The organism is Knoellia sp. S7-12, assembly GCF_040518285.1.
Classification (GTDB): Bacteria; Actinomycetota; Actinomycetes; order Actinomycetales; family Dermatophilaceae; genus Knoellia.
Genome location: NZ_CP155449.1, coordinates 1633141 through 1652271, shown reverse-complemented (window position 1 = coordinate 1652271; position 19131 = coordinate 1633141). Strand labels below are relative to the sequence as shown.

Annotated in this window: 17 protein-coding genes; 8 read left to right on the top strand and 9 right to left on the bottom strand. The window is 63.6% G+C overall.

The window, feature by feature from the left end; translation table 11 throughout:
- Positions 1-1053 (top strand): O-antigen ligase family protein, encoded by a 1053-nt coding sequence (locus tag V6K52_RS07995; RefSeq protein ID WP_353953339.1) that lies wholly within the window; start codon positions 1-3, stop codon positions 1051-1053.
- On the opposite strand, the gene V6K52_RS07990 is transcribed toward V6K52_RS07995, so the two are convergent.
- On the bottom strand, positions 1006-1986 hold the full coding sequence (locus V6K52_RS07990; protein WP_353953338.1) for a GNAT family N-acetyltransferase: 981 nt from the start codon (positions 1984-1986) through the stop codon (positions 1006-1008). The two genes, V6K52_RS07995 and V6K52_RS07990, sit on opposite strands and share 48 nt — an antisense overlap.
- A gap of 98 nt (positions 1987-2084) precedes the next feature.
- Between V6K52_RS07990 and V6K52_RS07985 the strand changes: the two genes are divergently transcribed.
- The gene (locus V6K52_RS07985; protein WP_353953337.1) at positions 2085-3236 is read left to right on the top strand and encodes a glycosyltransferase; all 1152 of its coding nucleotides are present in this window, start codon (positions 2085-2087) and stop codon (positions 3234-3236) included.
- 18 nt (positions 3237-3254) lie between these two features.
- On the opposite strand, the gene V6K52_RS07980 is transcribed toward V6K52_RS07985, so the two are convergent.
- Genes V6K52_RS07980 through V6K52_RS07970 form a run of 3 tightly spaced genes read right to left on the bottom strand, consistent with a single transcriptional unit; the run spans position 3255 to position 6964 of the window.
- Positions 3255-4067, bottom strand: coding sequence for a polysaccharide deacetylase family protein (locus tag V6K52_RS07980; protein WP_353953336.1), 813 nt, complete (start codon positions 4065-4067; stop codon positions 3255-3257).
- The gene (locus tag V6K52_RS07975) at positions 4054-5394 is read right to left on the bottom strand and encodes a hypothetical protein (protein ID WP_353953335.1); all 1341 of its coding nucleotides are present in this window, start codon (positions 5392-5394) and stop codon (positions 4054-4056) included. The genes V6K52_RS07980 and V6K52_RS07975 overlap by 14 nt, the downstream gene beginning before the upstream one ends.
- A 7-nt stretch (positions 5395-5401) precedes the next feature.
- On the bottom strand, positions 5402-6964 hold the full coding sequence (locus V6K52_RS07970; RefSeq protein ID WP_353953334.1) for an AAA family ATPase: 1563 nt from the start codon (positions 6962-6964) through the stop codon (positions 5402-5404).
- 236 nt (positions 6965-7200) lie between these two features.
- Here V6K52_RS07970 and V6K52_RS07965 point away from each other — a divergent pair, with 236 nt between their 5' ends.
- The 5 genes from V6K52_RS07965 (at position 7201) to V6K52_RS07945 (ending at position 12404) form a co-directional block, all read left to right on the top strand.
- The gene (locus V6K52_RS07965) at positions 7201-8319 is read left to right on the top strand and encodes a glycosyltransferase (RefSeq protein WP_353953333.1); all 1119 of its coding nucleotides are present in this window, start codon (positions 7201-7203) and stop codon (positions 8317-8319) included.
- A gap of 87 nt (positions 8320-8406) precedes the next feature.
- Complete coding sequence (locus V6K52_RS07960) at positions 8407-9555, top strand: glycosyltransferase (protein ID WP_353953332.1); 1149 nt, start codon at positions 8407-8409, stop codon at positions 9553-9555.
- A complete protein-coding gene (locus V6K52_RS07955) occupies positions 9552-10433 on the top strand; it encodes a glycosyltransferase (RefSeq protein WP_353953331.1) in 882 nt (293 codons plus the stop codon). Before V6K52_RS07960 ends, V6K52_RS07955 begins: the two co-directional genes overlap by 4 nt.
- Before the next feature lies 1 nt (position 10434).
- Positions 10435-11541 carry a glycosyltransferase gene (locus tag V6K52_RS07950; RefSeq protein ID WP_353953330.1) on the top strand — a complete coding sequence of 369 codons (1107 nt, stop codon included), beginning with the start codon at positions 10435-10437 and terminating at the stop codon, positions 11539-11541.
- 5 nt (positions 11542-11546) lie between these two features.
- Positions 11547-12404: a glycosyltransferase gene (locus V6K52_RS07945; RefSeq protein ID WP_353953329.1), complete on the top strand. Its 858-nt coding sequence runs from the start codon at positions 11547-11549 to the stop codon at positions 12402-12404.
- Between the two features lie 63 nt (positions 12405-12467).
- On the opposite strand, the gene V6K52_RS07940 is transcribed toward V6K52_RS07945, so the two are convergent.
- Positions 12468-12920: a CatB-related O-acetyltransferase gene (locus V6K52_RS07940; protein ID WP_353953328.1), complete on the bottom strand. Its 453-nt coding sequence runs from the start codon at positions 12918-12920 to the stop codon at positions 12468-12470.
- A gap of 381 nt (positions 12921-13301) precedes the next feature.
- Here V6K52_RS07940 and V6K52_RS07935 point away from each other — a divergent pair, with 381 nt between their 5' ends.
- On the top strand, positions 13302-14141 hold the full coding sequence (locus tag V6K52_RS07935; protein WP_353953327.1) for a glycosyltransferase: 840 nt from the start codon (positions 13302-13304) through the stop codon (positions 14139-14141).
- Positions 14142-14193: 52 nt separating this feature from the next.
- Here the strand turns inward: V6K52_RS07935 and V6K52_RS07930 are convergent, their stop codons facing one another.
- From V6K52_RS07930 to V6K52_RS07915, 4 genes are all read right to left on the bottom strand, one after another.
- Positions 14194-15915: an ABC transporter ATP-binding protein gene (locus tag V6K52_RS07930; RefSeq protein ID WP_353953326.1), complete on the bottom strand. Its 1722-nt coding sequence runs from the start codon at positions 15913-15915 to the stop codon at positions 14194-14196.
- Positions 15916-16003: 88 nt separating this feature from the next.
- Complete coding sequence (locus V6K52_RS07925; protein ID WP_353953742.1) at positions 16004-16885, bottom strand: class I SAM-dependent methyltransferase; 882 nt, start codon at positions 16883-16885, stop codon at positions 16004-16006.
- Positions 16886-17035: 150 nt separating this feature from the next.
- Positions 17036-17719: a class I SAM-dependent methyltransferase gene (locus tag V6K52_RS07920; protein WP_353953741.1), complete on the bottom strand. Its 684-nt coding sequence runs from the start codon at positions 17717-17719 to the stop codon at positions 17036-17038.
- A gap of 401 nt (positions 17720-18120) precedes the next feature.
- Positions 18121-19107 (bottom strand): NAD-dependent epimerase/dehydratase family protein, encoded by a 987-nt coding sequence (locus V6K52_RS07915; RefSeq protein ID WP_353953325.1) that lies wholly within the window; start codon positions 19105-19107, stop codon positions 18121-18123.
- Between the last annotated feature and the right edge of the window lie 24 nt (positions 19108-19131).

Here is a 19131-nt window from a genome sequence, read left to right as displayed (position 1 = left end):
GTGCGACGCCACCTCGACCGAGTCGGGTGGCCCGGCCTGTGTGGGCTCGCGCTGCTGGCCGTGTGGGTGTCGTGGTCAGCCGCGGTGGGCATCCGCCTGGACCAGGGTTTTTCGCTGACGTCCCCCTATTTGGTGGCACCGATCGTTCTCGTGCTCGGAGTCGCGGGCGGACAGGCACTGGTCCGGTATGCCGGTGACTCCCGTCTGCATGTCGCCCTCGCCGTTGTGTGTGGGCTCCTCATCCTTGGAGTGCTGCTCACCAGCGAGCCGGGAAAGGAGCCTCTGGGCTATGCCAATGCCAACGCGGCCCTGGCGGTGCAGCTCGTGGGGCTCTGCGGGCTGGCGCTGCTCGCCACGCCGCCCGGGCGGCGTCGGACCCTCGTCGCCGCCCTGATCCTCGGCGTGGTTGCGGTGGCGCTCAACCGTTCCGCCGCCGGACTCGCAGTCGCCGTGCCCGTGGTGGCCGCCATCGGTTGCGTCATGTGGCGGCGACCCACTCACCGCTGGTGGGCCGTCGTCCTCGGAGTTCTTGTGGCAGGCACCGGCGCCGCGGTCATCCGGCGCCTCGCGGAGGGTCCGACCTTCCCGTCCTGGGCGGGGGGCATCTTTGACACCGTCCGGGAGCGGCTCTGGCACGACGCGGTGGCGCTGTGGCAGCGACGACCCCTCACGGGTGCCGGGCCGGGGTCGTTCCGTGACGCCACTGCGTTGTCGATCGACCCCGACACGTCGACCGCACATTCGTCGGTGCTTCAGATCGGTGCCGAGACCGGCTGGATCGGAGTCGCCCTCTTTGGTCTGATCGTGCTCACTGGCATGCTCTGGGCGGCCCGGGGCAAGGCACCCCAGGCCATCGTTGCCGTCGCCGCCTGGACCGCTCTGGTCGTGCACTCCTATGCCGACCACCTGCTGGAGTTCGCCCCCGTCGTCCTCACCGCCGGACTTGTCCTTGGATGGGCCGCCGCGACCCGCACCTCAGGATCGGTCAACCCCGAACAGCTCGACTCAGAACAGCTCGACGTCGCCGAGCGTGAGCGCCCATTTGCCGGGTGACGGCGGTGAGGCAGCAAGTGGCCGGGTCGTGAGCAGCGGCCCCTGCCGGGGCAAGGGCAGGAGGCCCGCTGACGGCCCGGTCCGCAGCCCTATCGCGTAGTCGGCTCCGGTCTCCCTGAGAACGCGGCGCACGAGGGATGCTCCGGTGCGGCGGTCGGGCACGAGCTGTTCGATGATCGCGGCTTCCACGGCCTCGCCCCGACGACGGAGTCGGAAGAACACACCGCCACGGCTGGGGTCGGCTTCCTTGGCGAGGAGCAGGCGATAGTGCAGAGGTCCGAACGCCGTGCGCCAAGCGAGGTACTCGGGGGTGCGGTTCGTCCGGACGCCTGCAGTCGGTGCGTGTTCAATGAGCTGCTGCGCGACCCCACGATCGGCCAGAGCAGCCGCGGCGTCGAGCCCGACGTCGGTGGCCTCCGACCACAGCGTGGCTGGGACGCGCGAGGTCAGCATGGACTGCAGCGACCTCGGGCCCCGCGGCATCACTCCGACCGGGAGCTGGCGGGCCAGGGTCCAGCCCATTTTGAGGTAGCCGGGTCGGCTCTGGTCATTGGGTGTGTTGAAGACGATGCCGTCACCGGCGAGGGTCAGTTCGCTGACCCCCTGCAACGTGAGAGTCCGAAAGATTCCCACCCCTCTGTATGCCGGGTCGGTTGCCGTGTCGACTGCGCGCACCGCCCGCAGGACGCGTCCTTCCTCGGTCAGGAACTCCCAGCGCAGGAAGGTGCGATAGCCGACGACCACACCCTCGTGCAGAGCCACCCACGCGGGCGAGACCCCGAACGGGTTGTCGCGGTGCTTCCACTTCAGGAACGCCTCGTAGTGCGGGTCGTCGACCTTGCCCAGCGAGGCTCGAAGCATCGGCATTGCCGTCGCATCGTCCTGCGGCTCGGCGGCCCTGATGACAAGGTCTTCCGGCTTCACCGAGCTCATCCGTGTGCCCCCGTCGTCGTTGGTACTCTCGAGCGAGTTTAGGGCGCGCCCGGATGCTCCGTCGGCGTTCAGCAACGCGAGCATCTGGAGGGGACAGGATGGGGACTCCACGGCCACCCACTGAGCGGGTCCGAGTTCTCTGGCTCGTCAAGGGTCTGGGGCCGGGCGGCGCCGAGCAACTCCTCCTCCTTGCCGCGGGAGTGGTCGACCGAAGTCGCTTCGACTACCGGGTCGCCTATGTGCGGCCGGACAAGACCCACCTCGTTCCGGAGTTCGAGGCCAACGGCCTTGTCCCACAGCGACTTGGAGCCAACACCTCGGGTCCTGCCCTGCGTGCGCCCTGGATCGCGGACCTGCGCCGCGCGATGTCAGACGTCGACATCGTCCATGCCCACTCCCCCGTCCTCGCCTCGGCCGCACGACTCGTCTCGCGCACCTTGCCCCGGTCCCGGAGACCGGTTGTCGTGACGACCGAGCACAACGAGTGGACGAGTCACCGCACCCCGACCCGGGTGCTCAACGGCTTCACTGCGCCACTCGACGCCCATCACTGGGCCGTGTCCGACCAAGTCAAGGACACGGTGTGGACCTCACGGCGTGAGGGCTACGACGTCCTCATCCACGGCATCGACCCCGAGGCGGTGAACCCGGGCCCTGACGCGCGCGGCCGCCTCCGCTCGGAGCTCGGTGTTGCCACCGACGAGGTGTTGTCCCTCACGGTGGCCAACCTGCGAAGCAACAAGGACTATCCGAACCTTCTGCGTGCCGCCCGCCTGGCCCTCGACCTCGAACCGCGGCTCCGGTTCGCTGCTGTGGGTCAGGGCCCACTCGTGGACGAGGTGGCCGCACTCCACACGTCGCTCGGACTCGGTGACCGCTTCCAGCTCCTCGGCTTCCGGCGCGACGTCCACGACCTCATGGCGGCGGCCGACGTCTTCACCCTCGCCTCCGCCCACGAGGGACTGCCGGTCGCGGTGATGGAGGCCTTCGCAGGTGGACTCCCAGTTGTCGCCACGGCAGTGGGAGGCCTCCCCCACCAAGTCACCGATGGCGTCGAAGGACTCCTCGTCCCGCCTGGCGACTCCCACGCCCTCGCCGCCGCCCTCGTCACGGTCGCACGTGATGACGACCTGCGGCAGCGCATGGGTGCCGCTGCTCGCGCGCGCGCCGCGGACTACGACATTCGCCGCGCCGTCGCGGCCCAGGAGCAGGTGTATGCCGCGCTGGTGTCACGTTCGCCACACGCCTGAGCCACGAAGCGCCACACGTCAGCCCCGCAGACCGGCGGCCTTCCCGAGACGGACGGCAGCGGCATACGCGCGTTCTGGCCCGAGCGCTCCGGTGAGCTTGGCAGCGAAGAAAGCCTCGGGATCTGACTGACGCACCGGCACTCGGCTGAGCCGCATCCTGTTGCTGTCAGGCAGATTGCGACCCAGCTCGCCGGTGGAGGCGCTGCGGAAGCGCTCGCGCAGATCGTCCTCCATGGCGGGCACCGGGATCCCCCACGGATAGGTGAAGTGGCGCGGAGTCACGCCGAGGTGTCGTTCGACGGCCTCGGTGCAGGCGTCTAGCTCCGACACGGTCAACACCTCTGGTCGGATATGTCCGTGAGTGTGGTTGCCGATGGTGCACAAGCCTGAGTCCACGAACTCGGCCAGCTGGTCCCAGCTCATCCCCCGCCCGGTGGCGCCCTTGGCCGTCGAGCCCTCCCACAGCATCGAGCCACCGACGTAGCCCGACGCGAGGTAGATCGTGAACGGCAGCTTTCGTTCGCGCAGCGACGGCCAGGCGTTGGCGTGGACGTCGTCGAAGCCGTCGTCGAAGGTCAGCACCACGGACGGACTGGTGTCAGCCGCGTCGAGCCGATCGAGCGCGGTGTCGAGGGACACGACGTCGTGTGACGCCAGGACGTCGAGCTGCCGCTCGAAGTCACTCGTGGGCAGGTCCAGTTCGTCGGGCGTGCCCCCGCCGATGCGGTGGTAGATGAGGAGAGTGGCACCGCTCGCAGGCGCCGCGCCTCCGAGCCGGGCCAGCGCATCCTTGAAGCGGCGACGGGGGCCCTGACGGTCAGCGGCGGGCACGGGACAACTCCCATACAGTGCGGTCGGTTGGTGCGCGCCATCGCCCGACCTCGGGCAGTGCCAACAAGATGACGAAGAACGGGATCATCAGCACCCTCTGCCGCGCCAGGATGCCGAAGTTGCCGAAGCCCGAGAAGGCCCAGATGAAAGCCGCCGTATAGATCATGCAGAAGGTGACATAGGGGTTGCGCTTCAGGAGGCTGGGAAGGTGACGCAGGCGTGGCCACGAACGGATCACGAGCACGACCAAGACCAGCCCTTCAAGGCCCTGCAAGAGCATCTGGGCGTTGCGCGCCTCGAATGGGAACGGTCGGAACAAGACCGTGATCACGGCACTGGGGATGTCAGCCGGCGACTGGATCGGACTGGACTCGAACGCCGAGCTCCCCTCGCTCGCCTGCTCGCTCGCAGCATTGACCGAGTCAGAGACCGCTTGGTACGAAAGATCATCGATACCCAGGAAGCTCGCCGATTGGGACGTGAGCACGAAGGCTGCAGCACCCAGAACGATCACTCCTGCGACCTTGCTGAGGATCCCAATGCTTCGTGCCGCGGTGGGCCTGAAGAGCTGAGCGACGAAGAGCGCCGCGAACAGCAGGACAGCCAGGTGCGGTCGCAGGAGAGTCGTCCCTGCCGCACCGAGGAGCAGGAGCGGGATCGCGCGGGGCCGGTGAGCGAAAAGGTAGGCAGCGCCCAGCGCGGTCACACCGACGAAGAACATCAACCAGGCCTCCTTGCCGATGCTTGACGGCCAGTACAGAAGCGATGGAAGGAGGAGGACGAGGGCGGCATACCTCTTCTGATTGCCCTCAGGGAGGGCCGTTCGAAATGCCTTGAACAGGAAGTACTGGCCCCAGAAGGCGAATGCGGCAAAGACGAAGAACGCCGCGAGAGGTGACGGACCAATGACTGTGTACAGGGCTGTGGTGATGACCTCCATCCACTGCGTGCCTTGCTTGCCGCCGAGCTCAAAGGTGATCGTCCCGTCACGCCACAGCTTGTAGTAGGACGCTGCGTACAGGTTGTAGCGCTGGGCGTCCGCAGCACCGGCGTAGACGATGTACGCGATGTAGTACCGAGCCAGCGCACCGACCATCTTGAGGGCGAAGGCAGTTCCCAGCAGTCCCGGAAGCCACGCCTCCTCCCCGCCCCTGCTCACCCGTCGAATGAGGACGACGTTGACGGCGATGACGATCGGCACGACGATCGCCGCACCCCAGAAGTTGTAGGAGTTCGTGCTCACCGCCAACCTGAACCCGGCCGCGACGCCGAGCCCAGCGAGCACAGCGAGGCATACGGTGGCCAGCCGCATCCGGAGGGTCGTCATGAAGGGCTCAGGCCGACGAGGCGCGCCGCGTGCGGCGACTCTCGCGGGTGACCTCGTCGTCGAGATTCTCCGGCGGCGAGTCGGCAGCCTGCTGCGGCTCGGGGCGCCGCTGCTCGGCCAGCTTGCGGCCACGCTTGACCTTCTTCTTGGTCTTGCGCGCGTCGCCGTAGCCGTAGCCGTAGCCGTAGGTGTCGCCGAGCTTGGCCTTGGCGCCGACGATGATGACGCCGCTCACGGGGACCTGGAAACGACCAACGAGTTCGGCCACCCGATTGCCCGAGACCTCGGTGAGACGACCGTGGCGCACCACGAGGAGGAGGGTGTCGACCATCGGGAGGATGTCGAAGACGTCGCTGGCCTCGAGAAGAGGGGCGGTGTCGATGAGGACGACGTCGGCCATCTCGCGGGCCTCTTCGAGGAGGTGACCCATGCGGCTGGCCAACGACGCCGGGTGCGCGAGGCTCGTGCCGGCGGTGATGATCCGCACGCCGGACACGCTTGTCGGCCGCACGACCGCATCGAGTGACGCATCGCCCGGGTCGGTGAGGTAGTCCGAGATTCCGGCGCCCTGAGGCACGTCGAAGACGTTGTGGATGTCCGGGGACCTCAGGTCGGCATCGAGCACGAGCACCTGCTGCCCGGTCTCGGCGAAGCTCGCGGCGAGGTTGGCCACGCTGGTCGTCTTGCCCTCGGAGGCGTGGGCAGAGGTGATGAGGATCAGTCGTCCAGAGTTGGCGGACCGACGGGGCTCGACAGCGGAGCGCCGCGGCGAGTAGTCCCCGGGCATGACCTGACCGGCGGTGTGGACGAGCGCCGTGCGGGCGGCCCTGTAGCCGTCGGCATAGAGGCTGAGTGGATCCTCAAGGACGCCCAAGGTGTTGCGATTGCGCTGAGAGCGCTTGAGTCGCGGCACCTCGGCGATGATCGGCATCCCCAGTGCGGAGTGGATGTCACTGCGGGTGCGCAGCCGCGAGTCGAGGCGATCGAGGACGAGAGCTGCACCCATGCCGACGAGCAGGCCAAGGAGTGCGGCCATCGCCGTGCGTGGGCCTCGCCCGGGAGGCACGACGAAACCGCTGTCGGATGCAGCGTTCGGGATGGGGGTGGCCCGCTGGAGGACGGACAACTTGGCGTTCTCGACCCCTGGACGCTGCGCCTCGGCGGTGAACTTGACGATCTCGTCGGCGAAGGCGTTGGCCACCGCGGCCGCCCGGTCACCATCGGACGCCGCCGCCGCCACCGTCAACGCTTGCGAAACGCCGTCCGGTGTCACGGTGAGGCCTGAGGCAAGCAGTGCGGGATCGCCGTCGTACTTCACCACTGCGGCGGCTCGCTTGGGCACCTCGCCCGTCGTCAGGTACAGCGCGATGCGTCCGAGATTGGTCCCTCCGCTCTCAGGGTCGCTGGAGCTCACCAGGATCGTCGCGGTGGCTGTGTAGGAGCCGATCTTCCTGGTGGTGTCGGCGCTCGCGGGCGTCACCAACCACGTCACACCTGCTGCCACGGCAGTGCAGATCACCATCACGATCCAGCGGTGTTTGAACACCTTGATGTAGTCCTGCAGCGTCACGCCGTCACTCCCTGCCTGCAGCCTTGTGCGTCCCCCCGCGTCAGCATGCAACAACACCTTCCGCTCGGTGGGACAGTCAGGCTCGAACTGTATCCGTCGGACCTGAACGTCGCGGGCTCTTTGCCCGAACCTGCCACCGCTGACAGGAACGTTTGTCACGATGGGTCAATCGCCATTGGCCAACCGGGAAAGGGGGTGCGGCACCCGTGCGCATTGCCCACCTCACGACTGTGGACATGAGCCTGGCCCTCCTGCTGTCGACCGAGCTCGAGGTCGACGTCAGCGAAGGCCACGAGGTCTTCGGGATCAGCGCGCCCGGTCGCTACGTCCCCAGGGTCGAGATGCTGGGCGTGACTCACGTTCCGCTGCCCGCGTTGACGCGCTCGTGGAATCCCCGCCAGGACTTTGAGGCGTTCCGCGACCTCATCCACGCTCTCCGGTCGCTCGACCTCGACGTCCTCCACACGCACAACCCCAAGACGGGAGTCATGGGACGCATCGCTGGCCGGCTGGCCGGCATACCCGTCGTCGTGAACACCTGCCACGGACTCTGGGCGCGCCCCGAGGACAGGCTGCGCAAGCGGGCGTTCGTCTATGGCGCTGAGGCGCTGGCGATCCGCTTCTCCGACTACGAGCTCTTCCAGAACGCCGCGGATCGCGACACCATGCGGCGTTTCCTCAAGCCTGGACGCCACGAGGTCGTGGGCAACGGGGTCGACCTCGAGCGCTTCCAACCTGACCCTGAGGGCCGCCGTCGGGTGCGTGAAGAACTTGGTGTGTCGGACGACGACCTGCTCGTCGGCACGATCGGCCGCCAGGTGCGTGAGAAGGGCCTTGCCGAGTTCGCTGAGGTGGCTCACCGGCTCGGTGACCGAGCGACGTTCGTGTGGGTCGGTCCTGAGGACGGGAGCGACGCCCGCACCCCGGTCCCCCACGAGGACGCTGTGCGCTTCCTCGGTGAGCGCACCGACATGGACGCCATCTATTCAGCCCTCGACGTCTTCGTCCTCGCGTCACACCGCGAAGGCTTCTCTCGGGCGTCGATGGAAGCCGCCGCCTGCGACGTCGCCATGGTGCTCACCGACATCCGCGGCTGTCGTGAGATCGGCACCCACGAGGAACACTTGCTCCTGGCGCCAGCCGGTGACGCCACGGCTTTGGGGTATGCCGTGCAGAGACTTCTCGACAGCGCTCCTTTGCGCACGCGACTCGGTGACGCCGCCGCCGCGAGAGCGCGGGACGAGTTCGACCAGCGCGAGATCGCGTATCGATCCTTGGCCGTCTATGCCGCCTCTGGTTCTCGTGGCTTCGGCCGACGGCAAGAGTTCCACGACTCAGGGGCCACCCATGCCTAGCCTGCGCTTGCTGTTCGCGTCGTGGTCCACGGCTGGCGGTGCTGGACAGAGTCAACGGCAACTGGCCCTGAACATCGAGAGTCAAGGATGAGCCAGTCCGGGTCACAAGGACGTGCCATCTTTGTCTATCGGGGCCAGTTGGGGATCGAGCTCTCTCGCATTGAGTTCCTGATCGACGTGACGTGCCGAGCGTTTGACCAAGTGGACATCCTGCACCTCACTCCTGGACGGGGCTCCTCTGCCGACGGATGGACATCGCTCACCAGCGGTCGGGAACAGATCAGGAGCGTCCAGCAGGTTCCCGCGCGCCTCCGCGACGCACTGCGGGTCCGGCGTCACATCGAGAAGGTTGTGGGCGACGACGCCACAGTAGTCGCTGTCGGCTTTAGCGTTGCTGCATTTGTCCCGACTCAGCGCTGCGACGTGTGGTGCATCAACGGAATCCCCGAGGAACGACTGCTGACCAAAAACACGGTTGCGTCGCGCTTGGCGACCCGCTTCGCTTGGGCCGCGGGACGTCGTGTCCAAGCTCGACTTGCAATCGTAGTTTCAGAGCCGATGGCCCGGCTCATTCGACTTCGCCTTGGAGACCGGCGGATCATGGTCGTTCCCAACACCGTCGACACCGAGGTCTTCGGAGTGCGGTCCGGGTCGGGCCGAACGCATCTGACGTACGTGGGGGGTGGCTCGCCGTGGCAGGGTTTGGAGAGGTTGAGTCTCGTATGGCGAGAGCTCCACGAACTGGACCCCGATCTCAAGTTTCGTGTCATCAGCCGCGACCCACGTGCGGCCGTCTTGCTCCAGGGCTTGCCCGAGAAGTCCGTAGAGATGGTTGCGTCGGATGATCCACATGATGTCGCTAAATGGCTCCACGAAGCCCGCCTCGGTTTTCTGTACCGAGCGCCGGGCCTCGTCAATGAAGTCGCTTGGCCGATGAAGTTTGGTGAGTACTTGGCAGCTGGCGTGCCTGTCGCAGTGAGTCGCTGCGGTTGGGACATCGAACACTTGGTAAGGGACCATGGCGTGGGAGTCCTCGTGAACTGGGAGGAAAGTCCAAAGAGCACAGCGGAAAGGATCGCCCGCTTCATGAAGTCCGACACGCCGGACGACTACGCCCTCGCTGCCGCAGTTCGAAACTTGGCGACATCGAAGTGGCGCAGCAACACTGTTCATGAACTCGGCCACGCAGCACGCACATCGGCCAATGGCCATGACGTTGAAACGGGCTGCTCATGAGCCAACCAGTCGATGCTCGCGGAATCAGCGTGGTTATCCCCGTACGAAATGCGGCCTCGACGCTCGCGGAGCAACTTGATGCGCTTGCCGCGGCAGAATCCCCTTCCGGGGGCTTTGAAGTCATTATCGCCGACAACGGCTCGACTGATGACACTGTGACGATCGCCGAGAGCTTCGCAACGCAAATACCGGTCAGGATCATCGATGCCGGAGCAGCCCCCGGCAGCAACTACGCGCGGAACTGTGGCATCGCTGCCGCGCGATATGGCCGCATTCTCCTGTGTGACGGTGATGACCAAGTCGACACGCGCTGGCTCACGGCCATGTGCCGAGCATTCGACGGAGGCTACGAACTTGTCGCCGGACCCATCGATTACGAGCGTCTCAACCCTCCCCACGTGCGAAGGTGGCGCGGCGCCGACCGGGCGTCCACCGGCATCATCATGAACTTCCTCGAATCGGGTCACGGTGCGAATCTTGGATTCTCCAAGGATCTGTGGAAGCGCCTTTCTGGATTTGACGAGGCCTTTGAGTTCGGTGGACCGGATATCGAATTCTGCTGGCGCGCTCAACTGTCGGGGACCGCTTTGGAGACGGTCCCCGACGCGGTCGTTCACTACCGACTGCGCCCCTCGTTGTCCAAGTTGTACAAGCAGTCACGCGCATACGGTGCAGCGGAGGCGCACCTATACAAGAAATTCGCGGCCTCCGGGCTGGCCCGGCGACCGACACGGGCACCCTTCTTGGAGGCATGGTGGATGCTGACCCGGTTCCCTTTCGCCATCGACCCAGGCCGCCGCGGCGCTTGGGTGCGCAGGGCCGGACAACAAGTGGGCCGACTCGAGGGATCTGTGCGATACAACGTGCTGTGGTGGTGAGATGAAGTTTCTGTTCGTATCCGGGACGACGACCGGAGGCTCGGGCCGAAGCCAACGTGAGCTCGCGCACCAACTGGTCCGGCGGGGCCATGAGGTCACATTCCTGGTAGACCCGGGACAGAGCGCCAAGTTGTCCAGGTGGGGGTACGGGCACTTGGCCGATGCCTCGGTCCGATTCGAATCCTCGGATGTTGCCCCTCTATTGCGATGGATGCGCAACCACGTCGGTCGACGGGTCAAGGAGTTTGACGTCGAGGGTTTAACGCATTGGGCATCGGTCAAGCCACAGAATGCACTGAAGGACGTCATAAGGGCCTGGTTGCCCGACGTAGTGGTGGTGAATAGCGTCGAACGCTGGGCATGGCGGCTGATTCGCGCCACATGTGCCCGCGCCGGCGTCCCAGCCGTTCTGTACGTGAGGGAGGACGACTCGCTTGGGCACGTGAGCCCCGAGTCGTACCCCGATCTACTGATCGCCAATGCGCACTCGCTAACCCAATCCCTACGGTCCAAGGGTTTTGAGTGCTCCACGATCCCTTCAGTCGTCGACGTGCACGTCACGGCAACCATTCCGACTCGGACCGTGGCACTGGCCATAAATCCCAGCCAGTCCAGGGGTGGAGACATCGTCTGGAACCTTGCGCGAGCGCTTCCCGAAGTGGATTTCGTTGTCCAGGAATCGTGGCGGCTGGCCGGGACCGCCCTTGCCGAGGTCGAGGGAGCCGCAGCAACCCTTGCCAACGTCGAGTTCCGACGCGCCCAACAGCCGGGCCCTGGCATTTACGCAGACGCTCGGGTGCTGTTGGTGCCCTATCGGGTCGACAACCGCCCACGCGTGATACTTGAGGCACAGGCCAACGGAATCCCCGTTCTCGCCGGAGATGTTCCCGCGCTCGTGGAGGCCACGGGACCGGGCGGAATATGCGTACCGTTGGGCTCCCTGGACGCTTGGGTTGAAGCCCTTACGAGTATGTGGACGGACGAACACCTCTATTCATCGCTGTGCGCCGCGGCGACGTCACACGCAAAGCGCCCTGAAGTGGACCCCGAACGAATCACAGATTCGTTCGAGAAATTGGTTGTTAATCTCATTTCGCAGGAGACCTGAGCGCAATGGATGTTTCGGTCATTGTGTGTGCTCACAACGAGGAGCAACACCTTCCTTCCCAGCTCAATGCTTTGATTGAGCAGGAGTGTCCCGGCCAATGGGAGTTGATCGTGGTGGACAACGCATCCACGGACAAGACCGCTTTGATCGCCAAACGCATGGCGCAGCGTCACCCGAAACTGCGAGTCATCCAAGCAGAGGAACGGAAGGGCAAAGGCTATGCCTTGGCGGTGGGCGTCCGGTCAGCCGATAGCGACCTCATTGTGTTCTGCGACGCTGACGACGTCGTCGCGCCTGGATGGCTGGCGGCGCTCGTTGGAGGGCTCGCAAGCCACGATGTGGTCACGGGGCCCCATGAACTTGACCTACTCAACCCACCTTGGCTCGCTGATTCTCGTGGCCGGTCAATCGAGGAACCGCTGGGTTCGTTCTTCGGCATATTTCCCTGCATCCGGGGTGCCAGCTGGGCGACCCACCGCCGGGTGTGGGATGCCGTGGGCGGCGTGCGAGAGGATTTCAGTGCCGGTGAGGACGCCGAGTTCTCCCTGAGGTGCTGGCAATCGGGCGTGGAGATCGTCGGCGTCCCCGACGCCGTGGTCCACTATCGCTATCGCGACTCCCCCAGAGCTCTCTGGCGGCAAGGTCTTGCATACGGACGAAGCCGTCCGCGAATTGCCCGGATCCTCATCGACGCCGGACTGACGCGCCCGGCTCGGTTCGCTGGGGCCCGGTCCTGGATGCTGCTTGCGATCAGTGCACCAACCCTCCTGACCCGCCGCGGGCGCGCACAATGGATGTGGATCGCCGGCAACCGCGCGGGGCAACTAATGGGCTCTGTATCCGAACGCACCTTCATGTTGTGACGACGCTTGCAACTGGACGAAGACGCACGAGCACACGGCGCCGTAGGTATACGCCCAATTGCTCTACTTGCGTGCCTCGGCGGCCGAGAGAAAGGCATCTATGTCAGTTGACAGCATGAGCGGCAGATATTCCTCAACCACGCGATCAGGCCAATTCCACCATTGAAGCTCCAGAAGCCGTTGAACCACGTCTTCGGAGAAGCGCATCCTCACCAGACGCGCCGGATTTCCGGCAACCACCGCGTACGGCGGCACGTCCATTCTCACAACGGCACCAGCACCGACAACCGCACCATCACCAATCCGAACGCCCGACAGGATTATCGCATCCGAGCCCAACCACACATCGTTTCCAATCACGACGTCACCGCGCCTGCGAGGATGGCCTTCGATGGTTCGGGCGGAGGGCCAAAACAGGCTGAAGGGATAAGTGGTGACCCAATCGACTCGATGTTCACCACCAAGGAATATCTGGACGCGGGCTGCGATCGAGCAGAACGAGCCGATGCGCAGCACGGTGCCCTCGTTCCAGCTCCGGATCAGCGGCTCCCCATAGGTCCCACGCCCAATGTCGAACTGCGGATACTTCTCTTGGATTGTCGGCTGGAGACTGGCCCTCAGAATCGCCTTGGCGGCACGACGAGCCGAGCTCTGTACACGCAGAACGTATTTCCTCATGTGTCCTCAGTTCGGCCGCGCAGTCAAGAGAGACTCCACCCTATCGCCGGAGCGTGAGTGATGGCTTACGCCGTCTGGCGGTGAGGGAAGTCGTGGCGCGACTCGGCGCCCGGTGCAAACATAAGAGCGGCCTCATCGTCACGTGGAAGCGTGAACCTACGCCCGGTTGATCTGTCAGTATTGCGACATGGAGAGTGCTGCGTTGGTTCGGGGGCGTCGATGAACCGAACGCCAGCAGGCTTGCTTTCGTCGCTCAAGCTCAGAGGAATCCGTACGATTGGGGCTGCGACCGCTGCATCGTTGCGACTTCGCCCCCCCGCTAAATACAGGGCTGGCCTCACGGTCGTCACGGTCAACTGGAACTCCATGTACTTCTTGGGCCCGATGCTGGATGTCGTGGAGTCGATGTCGCCTAAAGGGACAGAGATTCTGGTGGTGGACAACGCTTCCACCGATGGATCCCGGGAGTTCCTTCGGGAACGGGCAGGCGTTGGCTCGCTTGAGCTACCTGTCAATGTGGGCCATGGCCTGGCTCTGGACCTTGCGATTCCCAGAATCGACACGGAGTTCGTGGCGGTGTTGGACGTGGATGCGTTCCCTGTTTCACCCAGGTGGATCGAAGCAAGCATCAGTGCTCTGGACGCTGGACCGCGCATCGCCGGAGCTCGCCTCCACCGCAACTTTGTCCACCCCAGCTTCTTGGTCACCCGTACCAAGTTGCTGCACGAACTAGGCCTCACCTTCCGTCCCGTTGGCTACATGAAACGGGTTGGCAAACCGGCTCCACTCTTCATGGACGTGGGTGAGGCACTCAGCCAGCGAGCGATCATCAAGTTTCATGGGACGAGTTCTGCTCTGCACTTCTTTGAGCCCACCTCGGTCCGCGGTCCGGGCTTGGCGGGAGCGGTCTTCGGGAACCTCGTTTATCACAACCTGTACGCCACCCAAGGACGTGGTCACAGCGACGCACGCGTGATGTTCGACGCCGCACTTGCTGAGCACCATCCAGAGATCGCCACTGTTTGGCGGAGGAACGCACACCTCGGAGCCGATGATTAGCTGCGACTATCTGACTGTTCCCCGGGGGGCATCGCTCCCGGCTGTCACCTCCTCAAGACATGCCTGCCACCGCCAGGGCTCGTCGGTAGAAGTCACTCCGCATCCGCAAAACTTCAGGGTGTTCGTCAGCGGTCACACGTCCGCGCTCGATCACGACGATCCGGTCGCACAAGTTCAGTGTTGACATCCGATGGGCGATGATAACCATGGACACGCTGCCGTGAAGGTCCGCAAGAGTGTCACGGATGAGCATCTCGCTCTGTCCATCAAGCGCCGAGGTCGGCTCGTCCAAAACGAGCAGGTCGGGTTGCCCGACGAGTGCCCGCGCGATCGACAATCGTTGCCTCTGTCCACCCGACAGTCGGTTACCGCGCTCACCTAGATGTGTTTCGAATCCTCGAGGAAGCGCCTCGATGTCGGCGAGAATATTGGCGCGACGGGCTGCGTCGGCCAGCGCGGCGTCTCCAATTCCGTCACGAAAGAACCTGATGTTTTCGGCGACGCTTCCGGTGATAAGTATGGGGTCTTGGGGGACGTAGGACACATGCTGCGCCCACCACTCTCGATCGACTTCGAGGAGATCCGCACCACCGGCCCGAACTGCGCCGGTGAGTGGCTTGCGAAGTCCGAGAATGAGCTGGGCAAGCGTCGACTTGCCTGAGCCAGACGGGCCAATGACGCCCACCGTCTCGCCACGACCGATAGTGAGAGAGACGTCCTTGAGCGCGGGCTCTCGGTCGTCCGTGTATGCGAACGTCACGGAGTCGAGCTCGAGAGGGGCTGCAGCATGAGGCGTGAGTTTCCCGCCAAGCGCCTGGTGAGTTTCGTAGCGGACGGTGGCCTCTTCAAGGCCCTCCACGAATGGAACGCTGCTCGCGAGCTGTCCTGCGACGGCAAGCAACTGCTGGCCGTAGGTCAGCGATCGAAGGAGCAACAACATCACCGCACCCACTGCAGCAACATCACCAACACCGATTGCGCTCAGACCTGCGAGGCCGGCCATGATGGCGATGTAGGCCAGGGATGTGTACAGAGGGGTCAACAACCCATTGAGTGTCTGAACTGCCCTCTGCTCCTCCGCGTTACTGACCGTCAGCGCCTCCACCCTTTTGTTCACCTCGCCTTGTACGCCGAACGTGTGCAACTCCTGTCCCAGCGAGGAAAGCTCAGAGACGCTACTGGCGAACTCGACATTCGAGCGCGCCCAAAACCTTGCGCGCGCGCGTATGCGGCGCCGGAGCGGTATCAGCACGAAGGCGAACAATGAGAGCGCGACCAGCATGGCCACAGTCGCCAGAGGTTGGACGATGAACCCCGTACCTAGCAGCGCCAAGAGGCTGAGGAGCGCGATCAGGCCTTGCGTGATAGCGACCACAGCCATTGACACGCGCGACACAAACGAGGTCAACAGCTCTTGAAGCCTGCCCGCAGGCTCTGATTGATGCATGGGCCAACTCGCACGGAAGTACGAGCGAGCCAGACGATGACGTAATGCCACACCCACCTCGGTGGTCAGGGCAGAGGACATCCGCACGCTCGCCACGCTGAGCAGGAGCCTCACCGTGACCGCTGCGGCCCCCAAGCCCAGAGCACTCGGAATCGTGAGAGTCATCCCACCCAGTACCGGCCCAGTCTCATTGCGCCCGTTGGCCAGCCCGACAAGACTTGTGGTGATGAGGACGAGGAAGGCGGCCTCGGTCAGAGCACCAACAAAGCTGACGACACCCAGAACACTGATCAAACGACGGTGCCCTTGAGTCAGTGAACGGATCACACTTCCACCAACTCGGCGGTGAGGAACAGTCATGCCCATCGCCGCCTCCCCCAAAAAGCCCGAAAGTGAAGTTGCTCGACGCTCATTCTCATGCCTTAGGGGGACGCAACACGTAGACGAACGTCTCACCAACGAACGGACGTCCCGGAAGTCGCAGTGTCCGCCGGAGTTTACCTCGCGCCGGAACCGACAGCGTACGCGGGGTGCCCTTGGTTGCGAATCCACTACGAACCCACGCCCGACCGAGGAGACGACGACGCACCTCTTTGGCGAACTCACGAGGCTTGCTTGGAACCAAGGGCTCCGGCGTCGTAGTGGCCGCTTCCGACAACACGAGACCGTGGCGATCCGCCAATTCCGCCATCCCGCTAGGGAACGCGAAGAGGATGTGGTCCGCATTCTCCCAACACTCACCTCGTTGACCGGCACGAACCCGGTGCGGCGCCCAGGGATTGGGGGTTGTGACGATCAGTTCGCCGTCGTCGGCCAAAAGCTGTTTACCTGATTCAAACAGCATGTCCATGGACGGAACGTGCTCAATGAGTTCCCCCGCAACAATAACGTCAAACTTGCCCATACCTTCGATCGGACCTGGCCCTGTCGAGAGGTCGTGGCACACCGCCTCGAAGCCGAGCTTTCGCATGTGCTCTATCCCGTCGGGGAGGACATCAACTCCCAAACAACTGCTGGCGACCCCGGCGATACGCCTGTGCAGCCACTGGGGTGCCCTCATCCGCTCGATGTCATGTGCGACACAGCCGATGTCAAGGACACGTCGACCGCGTGCTCGCTCAAGGATGAACTCAGATCGATCAGGGATCTGAGGACGCCAAGCGGCGCGCAGTGTCGCTGCCCGGTGCGACAGCGCTGCGGCTGCATTGGGATCGTCGGCGAATTCACTCCAGTGCGAGCCTGGCGTGGAAGCCGAACTAAGCGCATGGTCGAACTCGTCAGATCTGCTGTGTCGCATCACGCCTCCAGTGTTCCTTGACTCAATTTGGCCGCAGTCATGTCATGCTCCATGCCGATCTCCGCGAGGCGATCGACTGATGACCGTCGCCCAGGTGCGTTCGACCCTGATGTGTTCAAGCTGGCGGCACCTGCGCAGTCGAGACTTCGTCTAAGGCCCAGTGTTCCGGCGTTTCCATGTGGCTTGACTCACCGCCAGAGCGGTCTCTATCGCTTCGGTCTCGCCAACGACTCGAAAGGCCTCAGGAGTATTCCCCTCCACGAACACATCGGCATACTTGAGTGCATCGATCACTGACAAGCGCTCCTCCACTTGCCCGTCTGGAGCGACAGTGGATGAGTCCCGCCTCCACAGCACCGCTTGGGCATGCGGTCCGTCGATAACACGAAATTCGATCTCGGGGTGGGTCTCCAGAATGGCCAAGAGCACCTTGTAGACGTCGCCCTGCCATCGGGTGCTGAAGTTGCCCGCAGCCCGACGAAGCTCGAGGGCCAAAGACTGATCGGGCAGGGAAGCGAACTCATCGTCAGGCACGACGTCGTCGAGAACAATGACACCATGCGGTGGAATGTGAAGCAGGGAAGCCATGACGTCCCGGTATGTCTGTCTCCACTCGTGGAGACCGTCCACAAAAACAAGGTCAAAGGAGTGCTGCGGAGGGAGCCCACGGAAGAAGTCGTCCGATGCCATGGGACTGAACCGGGCGCCGGCCGGCAGCCTGCGCAGATTGAAGTTCGGATAGGGATCCACGCCCCATCGGAACGGAACACGAACGCCCTCGAAAGTATCGCCCCAGTCCACGCCTATTTCGAGGTACCCGCTACAGTTCGGCATTCCTGCGTAGATAGCATTGAGCCGCCTCGAACTGTGCGTTCCCCCAGCGCCTTCAGGATCAGCCGACATCACTCGAGGCCGGACTTCACGCCTGACTCGTTTGAGTAGCGTCCCGTTTTTGACGTGATACGGAATGCTGTGCCGTGCAATTCGGCCCCACTCCCTGCCTGACAAGATTGATGCTCCCTAGTTCGCTCTGCCGATCTCTGCAACCGCACCCATACCCCAAGCCCGAGGCAGTTACGAACACTCTAGGTGAAACTGGCGAATCAGTACCCTAAATCGACGAGTCAGACCGTGCCCGACAACACTCACACGGCGTGCCCAGGACCCCTGGCGATCTCGGATCTTGGCTCTTTCAGGTCAGATCACCATCAGAGCGACGCCTCGATACCGCCGCGTCATGAGACCCCGTTGTAGGCAACGTACCAGTCAGTGAATCGCCGGAGACCTTCGGCAAGTGGCGTAGTTGGACGGAAACCCACAGCTTGCTCCAGTTTGTCCGTCGATGCATACGTTGCCGGCACGTCACCGGCAACGAGCCCTTCGAACACCTTGTCGAACTCAATCGGGCGTCCCAATGAATTGGACAACGCCTTTTCAAGGGTTGCGATAAAGTCCATCAGGCGAACAGGGCTTTCGTTTCCGATGTTGAAGAGCGCGTGAGGCACCTCACCCCCAGGAATATGGGTGGAAACAGCCACAACCCCGTCGACGACATCGTCTATATACGTGAAATCTCGGTAAAGGTCTTGGATAACATCCCCATTGTTGAATATGGTGATTGGCTTGCCGGCAAAGTACCGGTCCGTGAATCCGAAGTAAGCCATGTCAGGTCGCCCCAACGGCCCATAGACCGTAAAGAAGCGCAAACCTGTGGCGGGGAGAGAATGACTACAACTATATGCATAGGCCAGGAGTTCGTTTGATCTCTTTGTGGCCGCATAGAGTGAGACAGGGCAATCGACGCGATCCCCTTCTTCGAATGGGGTCTTCACATTGCGGCCGTAGACCGAACTAGATGATGCGTAAACGAGATGCTCGATACCGAAGTGGCGACAGCACTCAAGAATATTGAAGAAACCAATGAGGTTGCTTTGCAGATAAGCGTTCGGGTTCTCCAGTGAATAGCGCACCCCGGCTTGGGCAGCCAAATGGATCACGTGTGAGGGTGAGCCTTGTTCGAATACCTCGAAAATTTCGCTGTGCTCGGCAACGTCAGCTTGCACGAAGGTGAAATTAGGGTCGTCAACAATCAACCGCAACCTAGCCTGCTTCAGACTAACATCGTAATAGTCATTCAGGCTGTCCACGCCAACGACCGCATAGCCATCGGCAAGAAGTCGCAGGCAGACCGCATGTCCAATGAACCCTGCAGCGCCCGTCACCAAATAGGAATGTCTCTCCACATC